Consider the following 19,800-nt stretch of genomic DNA (forward strand, 5'->3'; position numbering starts at 1 on the left):
ACTATAGGGCCTTCGCAGGAATTATCCAAAATCGGCCAAAAACACCGCCATTCCGCCATTGCAGGGGCCAAGATGGACGGATGGATGCCGTCGCAGCCCTCAACGAGATTGCTTTCTGGCTGGAGCGCGGGCGCGCTGCCACCTTCAAGGTGCAGGCCTTCCGCAAGGCCGCCGCCACCATCGGCGCCCTGGACCCGGACGAACTGGCGTCCCGCGCACGGTCCGGGCGGCTGAAGTCCATGAAGGGGATCGGCGACCGGACCTACGCCGTGATCCGGGAGGCCGTGGACGGACAAGTTCCCGAGTACCTGGCGGACCTCCGGGAGAAGGGAGCGCAGCCGCTGGCGCCCGGCGGCAGCGACATCCAGGAGGCGCTGCGCGGCGACCTCCACAGCCACAGCGAATGGTCCGACGGCGGCTCCCCCATCGAGTTGATGCTTGCCGCCGCGCAGGTGCTGGGCCGGGAGTACGTGGCCCTGACAGACCACTCCCCCAACCTCACGATCGCCAACGGCCTCTCGCCCGAACGCCTGCGCGACCAGCTGGACGTGGTGGCGGGCATCAACGGCAAGGGCGGACCCACCCGGCTCCTGGCAGGCATCGAGGTGGACATCCTCGAATCGGGAGAGCTGGACCAGGAACCGGAACTGCTGGACAGGTTGGACATCGTGGTGGCCAGCGTCCATTCCAAGCTGCGTGCTGACCGCAAGACCATGACCACGCGGATGCTCGGCGGAATCACCGACCCGCGGACCAACATCCTGGGCCACTGCACCGGCCGGCTGGTGGAGGGCTCGCGAGGGACCAGGCCGCCGTCGGAATTCGATGCCAAGGAAGTTTTTGCCGCCTGCGCAGAGCACAACGTCGCCGTGGAGATCAACTCCCGGCCGGAGCGGCAGGACCCGCCCGACGCCCTGATCCAGCTGGCTTTGGAGGCCGGCTGCCTGTTCTCGATCGACAGCGATGCCCACGCACCCGGGCAGCTGGATTTCCTGCAGTACGGCGCCGAACGGGCGGCCCGAAACAACGTACCCGTTGAGCGGATCATCACCACCTGGCCGGCGGACAAGCTGCTGGCCTGGGCCGCAGCCCCGTAGGGCCGGCCCCGCCGGGCACCGGGGAGTCCCCCAACCGCCGTACCTCGTTGTCCGATTCCCGCCAGCCGGGCACCTCCGCCGCCGCTACATTTGGTTCATGCCCTCATCCAGCCCCGGACCCCAAGCACTCACTCCCCCAGCTCCCGCAGCTGTCCCGGTGAGGGCCCTCGGCGTGGCGGCCATGGCGGTCACCGTGCTGCTGTGGGCTTCGGCATTCGTGGGAATCCGCGCGATCGGCCCGCATTTCTCCCCCGGCTCCCTGACGTTGGGCAGGCTGGCGGTTGCCGCCGTCGTCCTGGCCATCCTGGTGCTGCCGCAACTCCTCAGAAGCCGCGTGGTGCCCCGGGGGCGGGAGTGGCTGCCCATCCTTGCCTACGGAGTGATGTGGTTCGGTGGCTACAACGTGGCGCTGAACGCTGCCGAGCACATCCTGGACGCAGGCACCAGCGCCCTGCTGATCAACGTCAATCCCATCCTGGTGGCAATCATGGCCGGCATCTTCCTCAAGGAAGGTTTTCCACGCTGGCTGCTGATCGGCAGTACGGTGGCCTTTGCCGGTGTCGCGATGATTGCCATCGGTTCCGGGCAGCCGCGCACCCCGGGCGGGAGTACGACGGCGGACCTCGCCGGCGTGGCGCTGTGCCTCCTTGCCGCGGTGCTCGCCGCAGTCAGCGTCATCATCCAGAAGCCGGTGGTGCGGAAGTTTCCCGCGGCCCAGGCCACCTGGTTCGGAATCGTGGTGGGTGCCGTGTGCTGCCTGCCCTTCGCCGGGCAGCTCGCGGCCGAAGTACAGGCAGCTCCGCCGCAGGCCACCTGGGGGCTGGTGTACCTGGGGGTCTTCCCCACCGCTATCGCCTTCACCACATGGGCTTACGCGTTGTCCCTGGTGGATGCCGGCAAGCTGGCCGCCACCACGTACCTGGTACCCGGAACCACCGTCCTTATCTCCTGGCTGTTGCTGGGCGAGATTCCTACCGCCTGGGGACTGGCAGGTGGCTTGGTGTGCCTCGTGGGCGTCGGCCTGACCCGGCGCAGGACCCGGGCGCCCGGCGGGCGGCGCCGCCCGCATCGGGGCTAGAGTCGAACTATGCCAGCCAGCCTGCCACCGGGCCTGCCGATTGTCCCCTCGAGTCCGGACGGAGCAGCCCCTAACGAACCGGTTGCGGACGCGCCCTCCGGATTCGCCATGTCCCCGGACGAGTTCGAGACCGCCGTCCAGGATGCCCTGGATAGTATTCCCGACCGCCTGGCCCGCGCCATGGACAACGTGGCCGTCTTCATCGAAGACGATTATGTTCCCGGCCCCGGGGAAGATCCGGACGCCGTCCTGCTGGGCCTCTATGAAGGGGTGCCGCTGACGGAACGCGACTCGTGGTGGGATGCCGGTTCCCTGCCGGACCGCATCACCATCTTCCGCGAACCCATCCTGGAGATCTGCCGCTCCCGGGATGATGTGATCCACGAAGTGGCCGTGACCGTCGTCCATGAAATCGCCCATCACTTCGGCATCTCCGATGCCCGGCTGCACGAGCTGGGTTGGGGCTGACCAGGCTCCGGCCTGCGACCGATTCCGCGACACGCCCTATCGGCCAGCACCACAAATGACATTCTTGTGGTTTATGTTATTGCTGTGACTGCTGTTGCCAATGTGCATCGAGTCACGTAACCTCGGACTGCTGGCGAGCAGCTGAGGGGCACCGTCGTGTCGCATCCAGAACCTCACTCCCAGCCCAATTGTTGCGAGGTCTCTGCACATGGCTTTACCCGGATCCGGCCGTACAACGGCCGTGCTGTGCGCCGCCGTCGTACTCTTTGCCTCCGTTGCCACACCCGCAGCAGCCGTACCGGCGCCTTCCGCGCCGCTGTCCGTTCCAGCATCGCCGGACATCCCGTCCGCGGAAGATATTGCCGCGGCAAAAGCCAGCGAAACCGCGACGGCGGACCAGGTCACCGCGATCGAACGCATCCTCGCCGACGCATCCACGGCCCAGCAGGCGGCCTTCGCCGTGGCGATGCAGGCAAACAACTCCTACAGCGAAGCGCTGGTTGAGCTGCAGCAACGGACCCAGGCTGCGTCCGCGGCCTCCGCCCGCGCCTCGTCCGCGAAGGAGCAGCTGGACAAATCCCGGAAACAGGTAGGGCAACTCGCCGGAGACCTTTACCGCAACGGCGGACTGAACCCCACGCTCGGAACCCTGGCCAGCGGTGGGGACAGCCTGCAGCAGGCCGCCACGCTCGAAGCCCTGTCCGCCAGCCGGAGCCGCGCTTTTGAAGCTGCGGGTGCCGCGGCCACCGCGTACCGCTCCCTGACGGCATCCGCCGACGATGCCACCAAGGCCGCCGACGATGCTGCGAAAACCGCCGAGCAGCGGAAGTCCCAGGCCGAAGAGGCCAACGCCGCGCAGGCCAAAGCCGTGTCCGACGCGAAGGCGCAGCGGAGCATCCTGGTGGACCAGCTGGCGCAGCTCCGGAACACCACCGTTGCGCTGGAATCGGCCCGGGTTGATGCCCTGGACAAGCAGCGTGAAGAAGCGCGGCTTGCGGCTTTGTCTGCCGCTGCCGACAAAGCGGCACAGGACAAGGCAGCCCAGGACCAAGCGTCACAGGACCAGTCCGCTGCGCAGAACGCCCCGGCCCGGAACACGCCGGCCCAGGACACGGCACCTGCTCCCGCCGCTCCGGCACCGGCGGCCCCGGCCCCGGTTCCAGCCCAGCCGCCTGCAGCTCCGGCACCCGCCACACCCGCTCCCGCGGCCCCGGCCCCCGCTGCGCCCGCACCGGCCCCTGCTCCTGCCAACCCCGCGCCGGCGCCGGCGCCCGCTCCCGCGCCGCCGTCAACCGGCGCAGGCACCTACGAGACGGCGATTTCCGTCGCTTTGGGGAAGGTTGGCGCGCCGTACTACTACCAGTGGGGCGGTACCGGCGTGTACGGCTTTGACTGCTCCGGCCTGGTGCAGAATGCGTTCGCCGCTGCCGGAAAGTACCTCCCGCGCACCGCGTCCCAGCAGTACGCTGCCGCCCCTGTCCACGTCCCGATCTCCCAGGCGCGCCGCGGCGATCTCCTGGTGTGGGGCTCGGCTCCGAACTTCTACCACGTGGCCATCTACCTGGGAAACGGCCAGGTGGTGCAGGCGCTGAATCCGCAGGAAGGCATCACCGTCTCCAGCATCAGTTCCATGGTGGGAATGGACCTCTACCCGTACGCCGCCCGCTACTGAGCCGTACTTCGGGGCCGCCCGCCGCTTAGCTCAAGACGTCCTTGGTGACGAAACGGCCGTACGCCAGCGCCCCGAACACCGCCACGTAGCCTGCTTGGAGCAGTCCATTCGCGGCGAACGAGTCCCACAGCACCGGCTGGCGCAACATGTCACCGAAACCAAGCCAGTAATGGCTGAACAACCACGGATGCAGCCATTCCAGCTGGGGAAGCTGGTCCAGGACCTCGGAAACGACCGAGACCACCACGGTGGCCGCCATCGCACCGACGGGGACCACGGTCATGGTTGACAGGAACAGCCCAATCGCTGAGAGGCCCGCCAGGGATACGGCAATGTAAGCGGCGATGAGCACTATCCGCACGGCGGCCTCAGCAGGCTGGACGACCCCGCCGGACAGCAGGGTCACCGGCCCTACTGGAAAGAGCGCCGCGCCGATGGCTGCCCCCACCAGGCCGATGGTCAACGGTGCCACGATGCAGAAGGCCACGGCGCCCGCATATTTGACCAGGAGCAGGCGCACCCTGCCCGCCGGGGCCACCAGCAAATAGCGGAGGGTTCCCAGGCTCGCTTCCCCGGCGATGGTGTCGCCGGCCACCACCCCCACCGCGAGCGGCATGAACAGCGGGACGGACACCAGCATGGCGGTGAAGGCCACGAACAGTCCGTTTTGGGTAATCCGGTCCAGGAAGGCAGGGCCGCGACCGGGCGGGACGGCGGACGAGACCTTGACCGCGACGGCGATGAGCACCGGAATGGCGGCCAGGGCCAGCAACAGCGCCCAGGTGCGCCGCCGGGTGAACAGGACCCTCAGTTCAGAGGCCAGCAAGGAAAACCCGGAACCCGACGTCCTGGAACCGGACCGCCTGGACGTGCTCTGCGGGGTCGCGGCCCGGGCGGTTCCCGCAGGCTGTGGGATGTCGGCAGGCACGCTACTGGGCAACGTCGAATCCTTCCCCGGTAAGGGCAACGAAGCGGTCTTCGAGGCTTTCGCGTTCGACGGCGAAGCCCCGGACACGCACCCCGGCCTGGACCAGGTGCGCAACGACTTCTTCCGGGAGCGGGGCGGGTGGCTGCACTGAGGTAACCAAGGCCGCCACGATGGTCTCGCCGTCCGGCGACGGCTTGCCGGATTCCCCGTCCACAGGTGCGGGTGGCAGCCCCAGCCGCGCGAGGACCCGCCGCGCCGCGCCGCCATCCGGGGTGACCAGCCGGAGGCGGGTGCTGCCGGCTTGCCGGAGTTCAGCCAGCGGCCCTTGCGCCACGAGCTTGCCGGCGCTCATCACTGCGGCGTGGGTACACATCTGGTCCACCTCGGCCAGCAGGTGGCTGGAGACGAACACGGTGGTGCCCTCGTGGACCAGGGACCGGACCAGGTTGCGCACCTCACGCGTACCTTGAGGATCCAATCCATTGGTGGGCTCATCCAGCACCAGCAGGTCCCGGGGAGACAGCAGCGCGTTGGCAATGCCCAGCCGCTGCTTCATCCCCAGTGAGTACGCGTGGACCCGCTTCCGGGCCGCGTGTTCCAATCCCACGCGCTCCAGGGCCCGTTCCACCCTGGCCTTGCGGGTGGCCGGCACGGTGTGCCGGCCGGCGGCATCAAGCCGGTGGAGGTTGGCGGCCCCGGAGAGAAAGGGATAGAACGCCGGTCCTTCCACCAAGGCACCGACCCGCGGAAGCACGTCGTGGAACTCATCCGGCATCTGCCTGCCGAGCAGGTTCACGGTTCCGGCGGACGCGGCCGCCAGGCCAAGCAGCATGCGGATGGTGGTGGTCTTGCCGGACCCGTTGGGCCCAAGGAAACCGAACACCGCCCCGTGCGGGACGGCGAGGTCCACAGCATCGACGGCGGTCTGCTGGCCGAACCGCTTACTCAGGCCATGGGTCTCGATCGCAAGCCCGGCAGCCGCCGGACCAGCGCCCGCCAGGCCCGTACTCACCGAGCCGCTGCCGCTGCGGCCTGCAGTGCCTCCGGCGGCACCATGCCAGCGAACATCCGGCCGTCGTCAGTGACCAGTACGTTCACCAGGGCTGTGGAGAGAAGCCGGCCGCCCGGGACGGGGACTGCGGCCTGTGCCAGCAGCGGATCGGCCAGCAGGGACGCTGCAGCTGAACCGGAAGCGCCCGCTGCCGTGCCCACTACCGTTTCCCAGCCGGTTCCGGCCACGGAGAGGTGCGCCTTCGCTTCGAGCTGGGGAAGCAGCTGGTCCGGGTTGGCCATGGGCCCCGGATGTGGAGCATCTGCCGGCTCATGGGACTTGTCCGGAACCGGAACGTCCTTCACCGTGCTGCCCGGCGGTGGCGTGAAGCTGAACAGGGACTGATCCGGCGTGTCCAGGGAAAAGGCGGTGAAACCGGAACGAAATGCCGGTTTGTCGGCTCCGCGCGCGGTCACCTGGACGGACAGCGGCATGCCCGTTTGGCCATCGACCGCGATGGCCACCTTGCCCACCAGCGTTGCATCGGTGCGGGGCTCAATCACCAGGTTGTAAGCGCTGCGGCCGGCAACGACGACGTCCGGTCCCGCGGTGACGGCGGTGGTGGGATCGACCTTGGACAGGAGCTGCTGCGCCAGGTCGCCCGGCGCGGGGACGCCGGGTGTGCCCTGCATGTCCCTCGAGGGCATCGAATCCTGGGTTTTTGCGGGCAGCGTCAGGTGCTCAGCGGTGTTGTCCTTCGACGAGTAAAACCAGACATCATTGCCGTGCCGGACCACGTCCCGTTCTGCCAACTGGTCCACGACCTGCACGCGGGCGTTGTCCTTGCCGTCAACGTAGATGCGGGCGCTGTGCCGGCCGGACAGGAGCTCGATCACGGCGGCTGCGCTCCCGGCTGATGCAGGGGCGGAGGTCTTGCCGGCGGCCGGAAGCTCGGGCAGGCCCAACTCCGACACCTGCTCCAAGGTTCCCGAGAAAGAGTGCACCTGATGGGTGCCCACCAGTTCCAGGACTTGTGCGGGGGTTTTCGCGGGCAGCGGGTCTCCGGCGCTGGCGGGCAGGGACCCGGTGAGCGCGCCCACAGCGATCACCACCGGGGCTGCGGCGGCCGGCATCCACCGAAGCCATGTCCGTCGGCGCAATGTGCTGCGCTGTTGCAATGTGCTGCTCTGCTGCAACTCTCCGCTGGAATCCAGCGTGTTGGAACCCATAGATCAAGGTTACGCCCGCGCGGCCGGGTCCGTGCCGGCATGGGTCCCTAAAACTTCGGTACCGGCAGGACGTTCGGGCACGACGGTTCCCTGACCGCCGTCGACCGTTACTCTTTGGCCGGTGGTTATCAGCCTGGTGGCATCCGCCACCCCGACGACCGCGGGGATCCCGTATTCCCTGGCCACCACAGCGCCGTGGGAGTTGGCGCCGCCCATTTCCATCACGAGCCCTCCGGCAGTAAGGAACAACGGCGTCCACCCGGGGTCAGTAGAAGGGGCAACGAGGATCTCGCCCGGTTCGAGGCGGGCGCCGACGGGGTCCAGGACCACCCGTGCCGCTGCCGTCACCGTCCCTGCCGAGGCAGGACTTCCAGCCAGCGTTCCGTCCGCCATGCCGGCGGCGGTACGGACCGCTTCGGGTTCGGTGCCGTCCGAGAGGAGCACCCGGGGTATATGCCGGCGATCAAGCTCCCGGCGGTAGTCCGCCCGCCGGCCGGCGACAAGCTGCCGGACGTCCGGCAACGTTGCTCCCGGGTCCGCTGTTCCGCCGGAAAGGGCCTGCCGCACCTCGGCGAAGTCCAGGAAGAAGACGTCGTCCGGGCGGTCGAGGGCTCCTGCCTCCGCGAGTTCGGCGCCCACCAGGAGCAGTTGCCTGCGGACTTCTACAAGGCCAAGCACAAGCTGGTACTTGGGCAGTTCGCGCAGGCCGGCGAAGAGCCGTGCCCTGCGCAGGGCGGCCCGCACCAACACTCCCCTGGTCCTGCCGCGCCCGGCTGCGCGGGCTACGAGCCGCTCGACCTGGGCTTCAGCGTCCTCGGCGGCTGTGCTGAACTGCCGGTCCGGCGCGAGGGCGGGATCTTCCAGCCGGAGGTAATTGGCCAGGATGCCCAGGATGTGTGCGGGCTCTTCCGACCACCGCGGCAGCCCGACGTCGATCTCAGCCACCGCCCGGTGCCCGTACCGCTCCAGGAACCGCCCCAGCCCGGCGTCCAGGCGAGCGGGCAGCCGCCCGGCCTTGAAGTCTTCCGCCAGCGCCGCTGGATCCGATCCCATCAGGGCGGCTGCCGATTCGCCATCACCCTTGATGGCCGAGGCGAGGCGCCACAACTCAAGGTCCATCTCGGTGGTGACGTTGTTCGGCAGGCCCCGGATCACGGGCTGGAGTTCGTCCCACGCGTCGTCGCCAAGGAGCTTTCCGGCGAGGCCCAGCATCGCAAAGCCCACCAGGGGGAGGGGAAGTATGGCCGGAACAATCGGAAAAAGGCGGGCTCCCAGGAGGGCCTCGACATGGTCCAGCCTGGCCAGGGCCCCGGGACCATCGGTGGGGGCCAAGGATCCCTCGAAGTCCCGGGTAAATCGGTCCAGCCGGCGGAGCGCCGCCCCGGGCCGGAGCAGGGCCCGAAGTACTGCCTGCGGAACCTTGGCGTGCACTGCTGCCGGGCCGGCGTGCCGGAGGAGCCCGAGGGGCGTCCTGCCGGTCACCGAAAAGGCAGGGTCCTCGAACAGTTGACGCATGACCGCTGCGGTCCGTGCCTCCATGACGTCAAAGACCCGGGGAACGATGCGGCGGCCCACGGCGCTGCGAAGGGGCGTGGTGAAGTCGATGTATATCCGCTGCCCTGCCTCGGCGTACGGGGACGGCCCCCGCCGGGGTTCGGGAACAGGGAACCGTGCGGCCGTGGCCACGGACGAGGCGACAAGGCGCAAGGCGGCCAGCCCCATGGGGGTAAGCGGCCGGGTGAGTCCCTGCGCCAGGCTGAAGCACAGGTACGCCCTGGTGCCGCCGGCGCCGGGCCCGCCGTGGCGGACGTGGGCGGCCCCGTTGCTTTCCGGGACCGGGTAGAGGGTGGTGATGGGCCGGGATTGGGTCAGCCACAAGGCCCCGGCGTTGTCGATGGCCCACTCGGTGTCCTGCGGGGCGCCGAAGTGGTCTTCGGCCTGCAGCCCAAGCCTCGCCAGGGCGGCCAGCTGGGGTTCCGTCAGGCAGGGCGTTCCGGTGCTGCCCGGCAACTTCCTCGTCTCCGTGCCGCCGCCGGGAAGGGACCTGACCTCGACGCCTTCCCCGCCAAGCCGCTGCTCCACTGCCCTGCCGGTCAGGCCATCCACCACAAAGTGGTCCGGGTTGACCGCGCCGGAGACCACTGCTTCGCCGAGGCCCCGGCCGGCATCGATGACGAGCTGCCGGCGCCGCCCGGTGAGTGGGTTCGCCGTGAACATGACTCCCGCCGTGTCTGCATCCACCATCCGCTGCACCACTACGGCGATGGCCACTCCGGCAGGGTCGATGCCCAGGCTTGCCCGGTAGGCAGTTGCACGGTCGGTCCAGAGCGATGCCCAGCAATTGCGCACTGCCTCAAGGACCGCGTCCCCTCCGATGACGTTGAGGTAGGTGTCCTGCTGGCCGGCGAAACTCGCAAACGGCAGGTCCTCGGCGGTAGCGGAGGACCGTACCGCCACCGGAACGTCCGGTCCCATCGCGGCGTACGCCTGCCGGACGGCGTCGGACACTGCTGCCGGAAGCGGCGCCGCCAGGATTGCGGCACGCGCGGTTCCGGCCGGTCCGGCCAGGTCGATTGACCCGCTGGCGGCAAAATCATGGCTTGTGGCCCGTGCTGCTCCCTGCAGGGCCGCAAAGGCATCGGCAAGTCCGGGAAGGACGGGCTCAGGGGTGCCGACCACCTGCCAATATGCCTCTGTTGTCAGGCAGAAACCTTCCGGGACGGGCAGCCCGGCGGACATCAACTCGCCGAGGTTCGCCGCCTTGCCGCCCACGAGGGCCAGCATTCCGGCGTCGAGGGCCTCCAGCGGCAGGACGGGACCGGCGCCTGCGCTGGTGCCCGATGACGGTATCCCCTGCTGCCCCATGGCGTGGCTGGCCTGCCGGCGGACCTGGTGTGCCTACGCTGCGTCGCCCAGGATGGGCCCGAACCGTGCCCGGTCTGCCAGGCGCGGGTCTTCCCGGTCCGGCACCACCATGACCGGTCCCCTGGCATGATGGAGTACGCCGTCCGATGTTGAGCCGAGGAGCATGCCGGTGAAGCCACCGCGGCCGCGGGTGCCCACCACCACCAGTTCCACGTGCCTGCTCTCCTCCACGAGGACGTCGACAGGCGAACCGTCCTTGAGCTCGTAATCGGCCCGCAAGTGGGGATAGTGGCTGCGAAGCCAGGCCATGCCCGCGTCCAGGGTGACGCGGATGTCCTCAAACAAGGCCTTCCGGTCCATCGGGGCGGGAACCCACGCCAAGGAACCGCTGTACTGCGGCACGGCACAGACCACACGGAGCGCGGCGCCGAGCCGTTCGGCCTGGTCAGCTGCTTCCAGCACGGCCACCCTGGCCTGCTCGGAACCGTCGACGCCGACCACCACCACGTTCTCCACCGGCCGGTGGCCGGATTTGGCCTGCTCTGCCTTGATGCGCCGGTCTTCGGTGGTCTCACCGAGCCGCTCCGAGCAGAACAGCGGCACGGTCACCGTGGGGCATTTCGCGTGGGCGGGCAGCGCGCTGCTGACCGAACCCAGGAGCCGGCCCACGAAGCCGCCGCGGCCGCGGGTTCCCACCACCAGGAGCTCGGCGGTTTCGGAGATCTCCAGCAGCACACCGGCGGCGTCACCGTTCTCCACCGAGGAGCTGGCCTCGACGTCGTACGTTGAAACCTTCTCGAGGGCCTGTTTGGCGATGGCCTCGGCCCCCTCCCGGATGACCGAGTCGTCCACGGTGGCGTAGCCGCCGTCCAGGCCGGACGCGGCGAAGATCGGCACCGAGTAGGCGGTGACGATATGAAGGGGACGACGACGGCGCTGGGCCTCCCGCGCGGCCCACACCAGGGCGCACTGGCCGTGCTCGGAGCCATCGACCCCCACCACGATGCCTTCGGGAGCGGCCGGAGAACCACCGCCGTCCCGAGCGGGGTCCGGATGCAACTCTTGTGAGCCCATGGGGGCCGCCTCCTCGCGATACTGCCTGATGTTGCGGCTATTCTGCCAGAAAACGGCCCCGGGTCCGTGCACCCCGTCCCCCTGCTGCAACGGCAGGGAACAGGCCGCTTCCATTTCCCACTATTCTCCGTCCCCCGCGGCTTAGCAAGCCTGTTCAGGGGCGCGAACGAGGGTTATCCACAGGCTTTCCCGGCGCTCCTGGAAAGCGCCTTCACCACCGCGCGAATGTTTTCTCCCATGGGCTATTCACGGCCGCAATTGTTCTGTAGTCTTCAGGACATTGTTGGTCCGGGACGCCAGCTGCAACTTCCTGTGGGGGCGGCCCGGCCATGCGCTGCGACCGTGCTTGGGGGCATCGGGACGCGAGCCGGCGAGGTCGCCGGCAACCTGCCGAAGCTTCGAAGGAGGGAAACTGTAGTGTCAAGCATGCCTGGGAGTGCCGGGACCGAACAGACCACCACTGTGATCATTGGCACCGGCCTGTCCGGGCTGGCCGTGGCCGCTGAACTGCGGCGGCACGGAGTGGAGTCCATCGTGGTGGACGGCCTGGATATCCTGGGCGCGGCGCAGCCGGCGAACACGTCGTCGCTGCAGCGCTGCGACGCCGCTGACAGTGACACCCTGAGGGAGCGGAACGAGATCCTGCGGCACCTGCGCAACTACGCCGCGAGCCACAGCGTCGACGTACGGAACACCACCCGGGCTGTGCAGCTGACCATGCTTGAGGGGCCCGAGGACACCGCAGCCCCCCAGTGGCAGGTCCACACGCCCACGGGCATCCTGGTGGCAGACCACATTGTCCTGACGCGCTGCGCCCACAGCCAACTGCGGCGCATGCTCAGCGACTTCGGCATTGCCGTAGGCAAGAACGTGGCAGCAGCCATGCGGGCGATCGGCATCTACCTGGTGGGGGTGGGTGAACTGATCACGCCGTCACCCAAGGAGGTGCTGCGCCAGGCCAAGACCGTAGGCCAGGCGATCTCCGCCAAGGTCAACCTTGGCAACGTCCAGCCATCGGCCGGCGCCTTCCCCGCAACGGGCAGCTTTGCGGCGCTGACCTGCTGACGGCAATCCTCTTGACCGCCGGCCTTGATCCGCCTGTTCGGCCAAGCGGCCGCTACCGCCGGCCCTCTCCAACTGTGTCCCCGTCGTCGGGCCGGTCCTCCTCGTCGCGCTGGTGCCCGTCGTCAAGCGTGTCCCCGTCACCGGAAAGCCGGCGCCGGGCCAGGACGCCCAAGGCGGCGAGCAGTCCAACGGCCACCGCCGCAAACAGCACGATGCTCCACTGGAAGGGCTCGGTTGCGCCGGCAGGTGCTGACGGTTCCTCCGTCACCCCCGGCCTCGCCGTGCCCATGCCGGGGACGGCGCCGGCCGCCGTCGAACTTCCCGACGGGGCAGCGACTGAGGCCGCAGCGCCGGCTGGGGCGGATCCCGATGCCGCGGTAAACGTGAACGTCCCCTCGATCGGGTGTGAATCTGAGCTGACCACGCGCCACGCCACCTTATACGCCCCCGCCGGGCCGCCCGAACGAAGCTTTTGGGTGGCAACGTTGTCAACGATGCGGACGGAACCGTCAGCCCACTCCGTCCCGGACGCGTCCTTGACCGAGAACGAGGAGCCAATACCCAGCGGCGGGTTGCTGAAGGTCACCGACACTTCTTCGGGCGGGGCCGCCACCGACGCTCCCTGTGCCGGGCTGGTGGATTCGGCGGCATCATGCGCGGAGGCCGGCCCCACCAGGCCAAGGGTGGCGACTGCAAGGACGAACAAACCGAGCATCACGCTCGGCAACTGCCGGCGGACCGGGCGCATGGGCTGCTCCTCATGTTGGCTTCCTTACAGACTAGGCGAATTTGGCCGCCCCCACGGTGCAGCACCCTTAGGATGCAGGTATCCCCACACATTCCCCCGGAGGACTAATGCTTAAGCAAGGCTCTGCCCTGGACCGGTACTTCATGGTCACGGAGCGAGGCTCCAACTTTTCCCGCGAGATCCGCGGCGGTTTCGCCACCTTCTTCGCCATGAGCTACATCGTGGTGCTGAACCCCCTGATCCTGTCCGGTCCCGACTCCACCGGCGCAACGCTCGGTTTCACCGCCGTTGCCGCGGTAACCGCGCTCGTGGCCGGGGTGCTGACCATCCTCATGGGCGCATGGGGACGGCACCCCTTCGCACTGGCCACCGGCCTGGGCGTCAACGCCTTCGTGGCCGTGACGGTCGCCAGGAACCCGGGCCTCACCTGGCCGGACATGATGGGCCTGGTGGTCCTTTCCGGCATCACCATGCTGATCCTGGTCCTCACCGGTTTCCGGACCGCCGTCTTCAAGGCCGTGCCCGAGGGGCTCAAGACAGCAATAGTGGTGGGCATCGGCCTGTTTATCGCCCTGATCGGCCTGGTCAATGCCGGGTTCGTCCGGCGAATCCCGGACGTGGCAGGAACCACCGTGCCCGTGGGCCTGGGCTTCGACGGCAAACTGCTGGGCTGGCCCACCGCCGTGTTCGTCTTCGGCCTGATCCTCACCATCGCCTTGGTGGTCCGGAAGGTCAAGGGCGCCATCCTGATCGGCATCATCACCTCGACCGTACTGTCCGTCATCCTTGAGACGACCCTCCACATCGGCCCCAGCTTTGACGGCAAGACCTCCAACCCGCAGGGCTGGTCCCTGGTGGCCCCCACATTCAGCGGCTGGGCCGCCCCGGACCTCTCCCTGATCGGCAAGGCCAACCCGTTCGGCGCCTTCTCCGACCTCGGCTTCGTGGCCGCCACCCTGCTGGCCTTCGTGATCCTGCTCAGCATCTTCTTCGACGCCATGGGCACCATGGTGGGCCTGGCCAACGAAGCCGGCACGGTCGACGAACACGGCAACATTCCCGACGTGGACCGCGTGCTCCAGGTGGACGCCCTCGGTGCCATCATCGGCGGCGGCGCGTCCGTCTCCTCCAACCAGATCTACGTCGAAGCCGGCGCCGGCATTGGCGAAGGCGCCCGGACCGGCATCGCCTCGATCGTCACCGGACTGCTGTTCCTGGTGGCCATGTTCTTCACCCCGCTGATCAACCTGGTCCCGTTCGAGGCCGTAGCCCCGGCCCTGGTGGTGGTGGGCTTCATGATGGTGTCCCAGGTGGGCAAGATTGACTGGCAGGACTGGGGCATTGCCATCCCGGCGTTCCTGACCTTCACCCTCATGCCGTTCACCTACTCGATCGCCAACGGCCTGGGTGCCGGCTTTATCGCCTACGTCCTGATCCGCACGGTCCAGGGCAAGGTCAAGGACATCCACCCGCTGATGTGGGCCGTGGCCGCGGCATTCCTGCTGTTCTTCGCCATCGGCCCGATCGAGGCCGCCCTCAGCATGTAGCCACCCGCTGGACGGGAAGGGCTGGTGCGGCGCCTGCCGTACCAGCCCTTTGTCTTTACGGCCGGCTATACCGGCGTGTTGGGCGCGAGTCCTTCGTCCCCGGAGACGGCCAGCGCCCGTTTCTCGCGCAGCCGGTCCAGCCGGTTCATCAGCGGCGAGGTGGTGGCCCCATGGATCACGATGGACAACGCCACCACCAGCCCCACAAACGACCAGAGCCAGTGCGCCTGGTCCGCGAAATGGTCCTCCCCCAGGGCAAAGGCCAAGTAGTACAGCGACCCGATACCGCGGATGCCGAAGAAGGACAGCGCCACCCGTTCGCGCGGCCCGGTCTTGCCGCCCAACAGCCCCAGCCAACCCGCCACGGGCCTGACCACCAGCAGGAACGCCAAAGCGACCAGCACCTCCGCCGGCCCGATGCCGGCGAGGAGTCCACGGGCTATGGCGCCGCCGAGCAGGACTAGGATCACCACGGTCAGGAGCCGTTCGAGCTGCTCCACGTATGAGTGCAGCACCCGGTGGTAGCCATGGCTGCGCTCGGCCGCGCGGATGGTCACGGCACACACGAAGACCGCGATGAACCCGTAGCCCTCCGCCAACTGCGTCAGCCCGTACGCCAGGAAGGTGGCTGCCAGCGCCACGAAGCCCTCCGAGTGGTTGGAAAGCCGCAGGCTGTCGCGGCGCGCTGAAAAGAACAGCTTCGCCAGGAGTTTTCCGGTGAGGAAACCCACCAGCAGGCCCAACGCCAGCCGCCACAGCACGTCCACCCCGAACCATTCGGGAAACCAGGCCGACGGCGAGGCGCCTGCCACGCTGATGGCGATGGCCAGGTAGACGAACGGGAAGGCCAACCCGTCGTTGAGGCCGGCCTCCGAGGTAAGGCCAAAACGCACCTCATCTTCCTTTTCGACGCCTTCTTCCTCGTCCGCCGGTTCGCCCACCTGCACTTCCGAGGCAAGGACCGGATCCGTGGGGGCCAGGCTGGCGGCCACCAGCAGTGCCGCGCCAAGGCCCAGGCCCAGGAACCACATGCCCAGCAGCGTCAGGGCGGCGATGCACAGCGGCATGGCGATGCCCAGCAGCCGCCAGGTGGTGGACCACCGCTTGCGCCCTACCGGCCGGTCCAAGGCAAGCCCGGCGCCCATCAGCGAAATGATGACGCAGATTTCCGCCAGGTGCATCACGAAACCACTGTGCTCCACCGGGTTGGGATCCGGGAGCGAGGGAATCAGCGCAAAGGCCCCCATGCCTGCACCGAGGAAGACCATGGGCATGGACAAGGGCATGTTGCGCAGCAGTTTTGGCAAGACGGCGGCGACGAAGACGGCCGCGCCGGCGGCCGCAAAGATGATGTTAGCGGCGTCGAACATGGGCGGCCTCCGGCTTGGAAAGATGCGTGGTTCCGGCACAGGCACGTCACGCTTGGATCTGGCCGACCGATCCCACCCTACCCCTGCCCCGCCCCGCGGGGTTGGTTCTTGGATCCCGGACAGGACGACGGCGGCGTCGCTGGTTTTTCTGCCCGGCGTACGGTGAGCTTGATGCATGCCTTTCCAGTCCCCAGCCGTCGACGTCCCGCCGCAGCCCTGGACAGGGAGGTACGACGGCGACGGCCCGGCCCACCGCCGCTGGTGGCAGGCAGTGAACCAGGCGCTTGAGCCCGGTCCGTCGGACGCGGAGGGCGGCCAGGGTGCCGGGCACCCAGTGGCCTCGGGCCGGAAGCCGGTGGCCTTGCTGGGTTTCGCCAGCGACGAGGGAGTACGCCGAAACAAGGGCCGGACCGGGGCTGCCGCCGCCCCCGCAGCGCTGCGGACGGCGCTCGGACCCCTTGCCTTCCATCTGGACCGCACCGTTTCCGATTGCGGTGACGTGGTGGTGTCCGGAGACCGGCTTGAGGCCGGCCAGGAACGGCTGGGCCATGCCCTGGCAGCCATGCTCGACGCCGGCCACCAGACTGTCGTCCTGGGCGGCGGCCACGAAACCGCCTACGCCAGCTACCTTGGCGTCAGTGCGTCGGCCGCGGTCCGGAGCGGGCAGCGGCTGGGCGTGCTGAACCTCGACGCCCACTTCGACCTCCGCGACGCAGCGGTTCCAAGTTCGGGTACGCCGTTCCTGCAAATGGCCCGTGCGGAAACGGACGCCGGACGCGACTTCCGTTACGCCGTCGTCGGCATTTCGGAGCCAAACAACACCCGGGCCCTGTTCGACACCGCGGGAAAACTCGGCGTCCGTTACCTGCTGGACGAAGACTGCGAGGCAGAACGCGTCCAGGCGTTCGTGGCGGACTTCCTGGCGGAAACCGACATCCTGTACCTGACGATCGACCTGGACGTACTTCCCGCCTCGGTGGCCCCGGGCGTCAGCGCCCCCGCAGCCTACGGCGTGCCACTTCCCGTGATCACGGCCGTGTGCCGGCAGGTGGCCGCGAGCGGGAAGCTGCTGCACCTGGACGTGGCGGAACTGAACCCCGCATTCGACATTGACGGACGGACCGCGCGAACGGCCGCCCGATTGGTTGACACGCTGCTGCGCTGACAGTCCTTGGCGGCCGGCCGGCCGGGTCAGGCCGGGTCACGCCTTCAAGACATAACGCCGTTCCGGCCGCCCCACGCCGTACTTGAGCCGTACGTCCAGGGCGCCTGCGTCATGCAGGTATTCCAGGTAGCGGCGGGCACTGACGCGGGACGTTCCGAGCTCCTGGGCAACCTCCGCGGCGGACACGTCGCCGGCGGCAGCGTTGAGGGCGGCCTCCACCAGTTTCAGGGTCTCGATGCTGCACCCCTTGGGCAGCGGCCGTTCGCCGCGGTCCAGGCCGAATACCCGGTTGACGTCCGATTGCTCGGCCACGTCCTTGGCGGCATCCAGGCCCTGGTACGCGCTGCGGTAATGTTCCAGCCGCTCCTGCAGGTCCGACTGGGAAAACGGCTTGATCAGGTAATGCACGATGCCGCCCCGGAGCGCCTTCCGTACCGTTTCGACCTCGCGGGCGGCACTGATCACGAGGACGTCCAGTTCGGGGGCCACGCTGCGCAGCCGGTGCATGAGGTCCAGGCCGTTGACGTCGGGCAGGTGGATGTCCAGCAACACCAGGTCGGGCCGGAGCCGTTGGGTCTCGGCAACTGCCTGTGCCCCGGTGTGGGCCGCCCCCACCACGGTGAAGCCGGGCGTGCGCTGAATGAATCCGGCATGCACTTTGGCCACCATGAAGTCGTCGTCGACGATCAGGACTTTGATCATGCCTGGGTACTCCCTCGTTTCAGCACGGCCCTAAAGACCGCCCCGTGGTCATTGGCCACCGTCAGGTCCCCGCCGCCGCGGCGGCAGACAACCCGGGACATCGCCAGGCCAAAGCCGCGGCTGCCCGCCGGCCCTGGTTCTTTGGTGGTAAAGCCCTGGCGGAAAATGTGGTCGGCCGAGCCGCCCGGGACGCCGGGCCCGTTATCCCGGACTGTGACCACCACGTCCTCCCCGGCTCTGCCCTCCACCAGCACCGTGACGGCTGCCTGTGGAAGCCCGGTGACGGCGTCGAACGCGTTGTCGACGAGGTTCCCCACCACCGTGGTGAGGTCCCGGGACAGCGCGTCATCCACCTTGTCCAGCCCTGAACCCGGGTCCAGCTGCAGTGCCACGCCACGCTCGGCGGCCAGGCTGGATTTGGCGATCAGCAGGGCGGCGAGCGCGGGATCGGCAATCCGGCCGGTCACCTCGTCGTTGAGCCGGGTCCGGTCCACCGTGGCGCCGTTGACGAACTGGACCACGGACTCGTACTCGCCGATCTGGATCAGGCCGGAAATGACATGGAGCTGGTTGGCGAACTCATGGGCCTGGGCCCGAAGGGTGTCCGTGGCGGTGCGGGTGGCGCCCAGCTCCTGCTCAAGTTCAGAGAGTTCCGTCCGGTCGCGGAGCGTGGCCACCGATCCGATCACCTTGCCGCGGGACCGGATGGGCACCCGGTTCATCACCACCAGGCGGTCCCCGACGAGCACCAGCTGGTCCGGTCCGGGCTGGTCCTGGGTGAGGACTTGCTTGAGGGCCGGCTCGACAGCCAGGCCGGACACCCGCTTGCCCACGCAATCCGGGGGGAGGCCCAGCAGCGCCCGTGCACTGTGGTTGGCCACTGTGATCCGTTCGTGCAGGTCGAGGGCCACCACGCCCTCCTTGAGGCCGTGCAGCATGGCTTCCCGGTTTTCCACCAGGCTGGTGATTTCGCTGGGTTCCATGCCGAGGGTCTGCCGCTTGACCCTGCGCGACAGCAGGAGGGACCCGGCGATGCCCAGGACACTGGCAACCCCAAGGTAGGTAAGGAGATTGGGGACGGCGTCGCCCAGCCGTTCCAGGACGGTGGGATAGTTGCGGCTGATGGAGGCGATCCCGATCATGCGGCCGGAATCGTCCAGGACCGGAACATGGGCGGACAGGAGCGGTGCGGGCGTGCCGCCCACCACTCCTGTCCAGGCCCGGCCTTCCATCACCCGGCTCGCGCCGAGCTCCAGCGGCCGGCCCAGCAGGCTGGGATCCGAGGATGCCACCACGGTACGGTCCAGTTTCGCCAGCGCCACCCGGGACGAGCCCGAGACAATGCGCACGGACTCCGCCACCGCGGGAAGCACGGCACCGCCACGCGGCTCTGTGTCCGGAAGCAGCTCACGCACCACCGGGTTGCCGCCGAGCGCTTCCGCCGCCGACAGGGCACGCCTGCCCTCGGTCCGTTCGAAGGCCGCCGCGGACTGGGCCAGGGAAATGGCCACCACGCCCACCAGCACCGCCAGGACAATGAGCAACTGCAGCAGAAGGTACTGCCCCGCAAGGGACATTCCTCGTCGTCGAGTCACAATGGTCTTCCTGGTGTTCCGGGGGCGATACCCGGGAACTATATCCCAAAGCCCGCGGCCGGGCCGTCGTGGGGGTTTGGAAACGTGAACGCAATGAACACAACTTTCTCTGCGTACACAAGAGTGATCGCCGTCACGGCCGCCCCTAGCATCGGAACCACAAGGCACCGGAACTGCAAGGCAGCCGGCGCCGATCAAGATTTGTT

Annotated in this window: 16 protein-coding genes; 7 read left to right on the forward strand and 9 right to left on the reverse strand. The window is 68.4% G+C overall.

Annotated elements, in window-relative coordinates:
* The first annotated feature begins 80 nt into the window (after positions 1–80).
* The 4 genes from QRM96_RS17780 to QRM96_RS17795 all read left to right on the forward strand — a co-directional run bounded on the left by QRM96_RS17780 (position 81) and on the right by QRM96_RS17795 (position 4,315).
* Positions 81–1,097, forward strand: coding sequence for a PHP domain-containing protein (locus tag QRM96_RS17780; RefSeq protein WP_285320458.1), 1,017 nt, complete (start codon positions 81–83; stop codon positions 1,095–1,097).
* 97 nt (positions 1,098–1,194) lie between these two features.
* Positions 1,195–2,175, forward strand: coding sequence for a DMT family transporter (locus QRM96_RS17785; protein WP_285320459.1), 981 nt, complete (start codon positions 1,195–1,197; stop codon positions 2,173–2,175).
* A gap of 9 nt (positions 2,176–2,184) precedes the next feature.
* Positions 2,185–2,643, forward strand: coding sequence for a metallopeptidase family protein (locus QRM96_RS17790; RefSeq protein WP_285320460.1), 459 nt, complete (start codon positions 2,185–2,187; stop codon positions 2,641–2,643).
* Positions 2,644–2,851: 208 nt separating this feature from the next.
* Positions 2,852–4,315: a C40 family peptidase gene (locus tag QRM96_RS17795; RefSeq protein ID WP_285320461.1), complete on the forward strand. Its 1,464-nt coding sequence runs from the start codon at positions 2,852–2,854 to the stop codon at positions 4,313–4,315.
* A 25-nt stretch (positions 4,316–4,340) separates the two neighbouring features.
* On the opposite strand, the gene QRM96_RS17800 is transcribed toward QRM96_RS17795, so the two are convergent.
* The 5 genes from QRM96_RS17800 to QRM96_RS17820 are packed head-to-tail and all read right to left on the reverse strand — an operon-like array spanning position 4,341 to position 11,402.
* On the reverse strand, positions 4,341–5,255 hold the full coding sequence (locus QRM96_RS17800; protein WP_206073939.1) for an ABC transporter permease: 915 nt from the start codon (positions 5,253–5,255) through the stop codon (positions 4,341–4,343).
* Positions 5,245–6,255 carry an ABC transporter ATP-binding protein gene (locus QRM96_RS17805; protein WP_285320462.1) on the reverse strand — a complete coding sequence of 337 codons (1,011 nt, stop codon included), beginning with the start codon at positions 6,253–6,255 and terminating at the stop codon, positions 5,245–5,247. Before QRM96_RS17805 ends, QRM96_RS17800 begins: the two co-directional genes overlap by 11 nt.
* Positions 6,252–7,463: a LolA family protein gene (locus QRM96_RS17810; protein WP_502934903.1), complete on the reverse strand. Its 1,212-nt coding sequence runs from the start codon at positions 7,461–7,463 to the stop codon at positions 6,252–6,254. The genes QRM96_RS17805 and QRM96_RS17810 overlap by 4 nt, the downstream gene beginning before the upstream one ends.
* A 9-nt stretch (positions 7,464–7,472) precedes the next feature.
* Positions 7,473–10,328: a PEP/pyruvate-binding domain-containing protein gene (locus tag QRM96_RS17815; RefSeq protein ID WP_285320463.1), complete on the reverse strand. Its 2,856-nt coding sequence runs from the start codon at positions 10,326–10,328 to the stop codon at positions 7,473–7,475.
* Between the two features lie 33 nt (positions 10,329–10,361).
* Positions 10,362–11,402 (reverse strand): universal stress protein, encoded by a 1,041-nt coding sequence (locus QRM96_RS17820; protein WP_026264955.1) that lies wholly within the window; start codon positions 11,400–11,402, stop codon positions 10,362–10,364.
* Between the two features lie 426 nt (positions 11,403–11,828).
* Here QRM96_RS17820 and QRM96_RS17825 point away from each other — a divergent pair, with 426 nt between their 5' ends.
* Positions 11,829–12,467: an NAD(P)-binding protein gene (locus tag QRM96_RS17825; RefSeq protein ID WP_285320486.1), complete on the forward strand. Its 639-nt coding sequence runs from the start codon at positions 11,829–11,831 to the stop codon at positions 12,465–12,467.
* 52 nt (positions 12,468–12,519) lie between these two features.
* On the opposite strand, the gene QRM96_RS17830 is transcribed toward QRM96_RS17825, so the two are convergent.
* Positions 12,520–13,215, reverse strand: coding sequence for a copper resistance CopC family protein (locus tag QRM96_RS17830; protein ID WP_285320464.1), 696 nt, complete (start codon positions 13,213–13,215; stop codon positions 12,520–12,522).
* Positions 13,216–13,322: 107 nt separating this feature from the next.
* Between QRM96_RS17830 and QRM96_RS17835 the strand changes: the two genes are divergently transcribed.
* A complete protein-coding gene (locus QRM96_RS17835) occupies positions 13,323–14,762 on the forward strand; it encodes an NCS2 family permease (protein ID WP_285320465.1) in 1,440 nt (479 codons plus the stop codon).
* Between the two features lie 65 nt (positions 14,763–14,827).
* Here the strand turns inward: QRM96_RS17835 and QRM96_RS17840 are convergent, their stop codons facing one another.
* A complete protein-coding gene (locus tag QRM96_RS17840) occupies positions 14,828–16,132 on the reverse strand; it encodes a cation:proton antiporter (RefSeq protein WP_018763077.1) in 1,305 nt (434 codons plus the stop codon).
* A 175-nt stretch (positions 16,133–16,307) separates the two neighbouring features.
* Between QRM96_RS17840 and hutG the strand changes: the two genes are divergently transcribed.
* On the forward strand, positions 16,308–17,297 hold the full coding sequence (gene hutG / locus QRM96_RS17845; protein ID WP_285320466.1) for a formimidoylglutamase: 990 nt from the start codon (positions 16,308–16,310) through the stop codon (positions 17,295–17,297).
* Positions 17,298–17,333: 36 nt separating this feature from the next.
* Here hutG and QRM96_RS17850 read toward each other — a convergent pair whose 3' ends face one another.
* A complete protein-coding gene (locus QRM96_RS17850; RefSeq protein WP_018763075.1) occupies positions 17,334–17,999 on the reverse strand; it encodes a response regulator in 666 nt (221 codons plus the stop codon).
* Positions 17,996–19,576, reverse strand: a complete 1,581-nt coding sequence (locus QRM96_RS17855) for a sensor histidine kinase (RefSeq protein ID WP_018763074.1) — start codon at positions 19,574–19,576, stop codon at positions 17,996–17,998. The genes QRM96_RS17850 and QRM96_RS17855 overlap by 4 nt, the downstream gene beginning before the upstream one ends.
* Positions 19,577–19,800: the final 224 nt, after the last annotated feature.

The organism is Pseudarthrobacter sp. lyk4-40-TYG-27 (genome assembly GCF_030209295.1).
Lineage (GTDB): Bacteria > Actinomycetota > Actinomycetes > Actinomycetales > Micrococcaceae > Arthrobacter.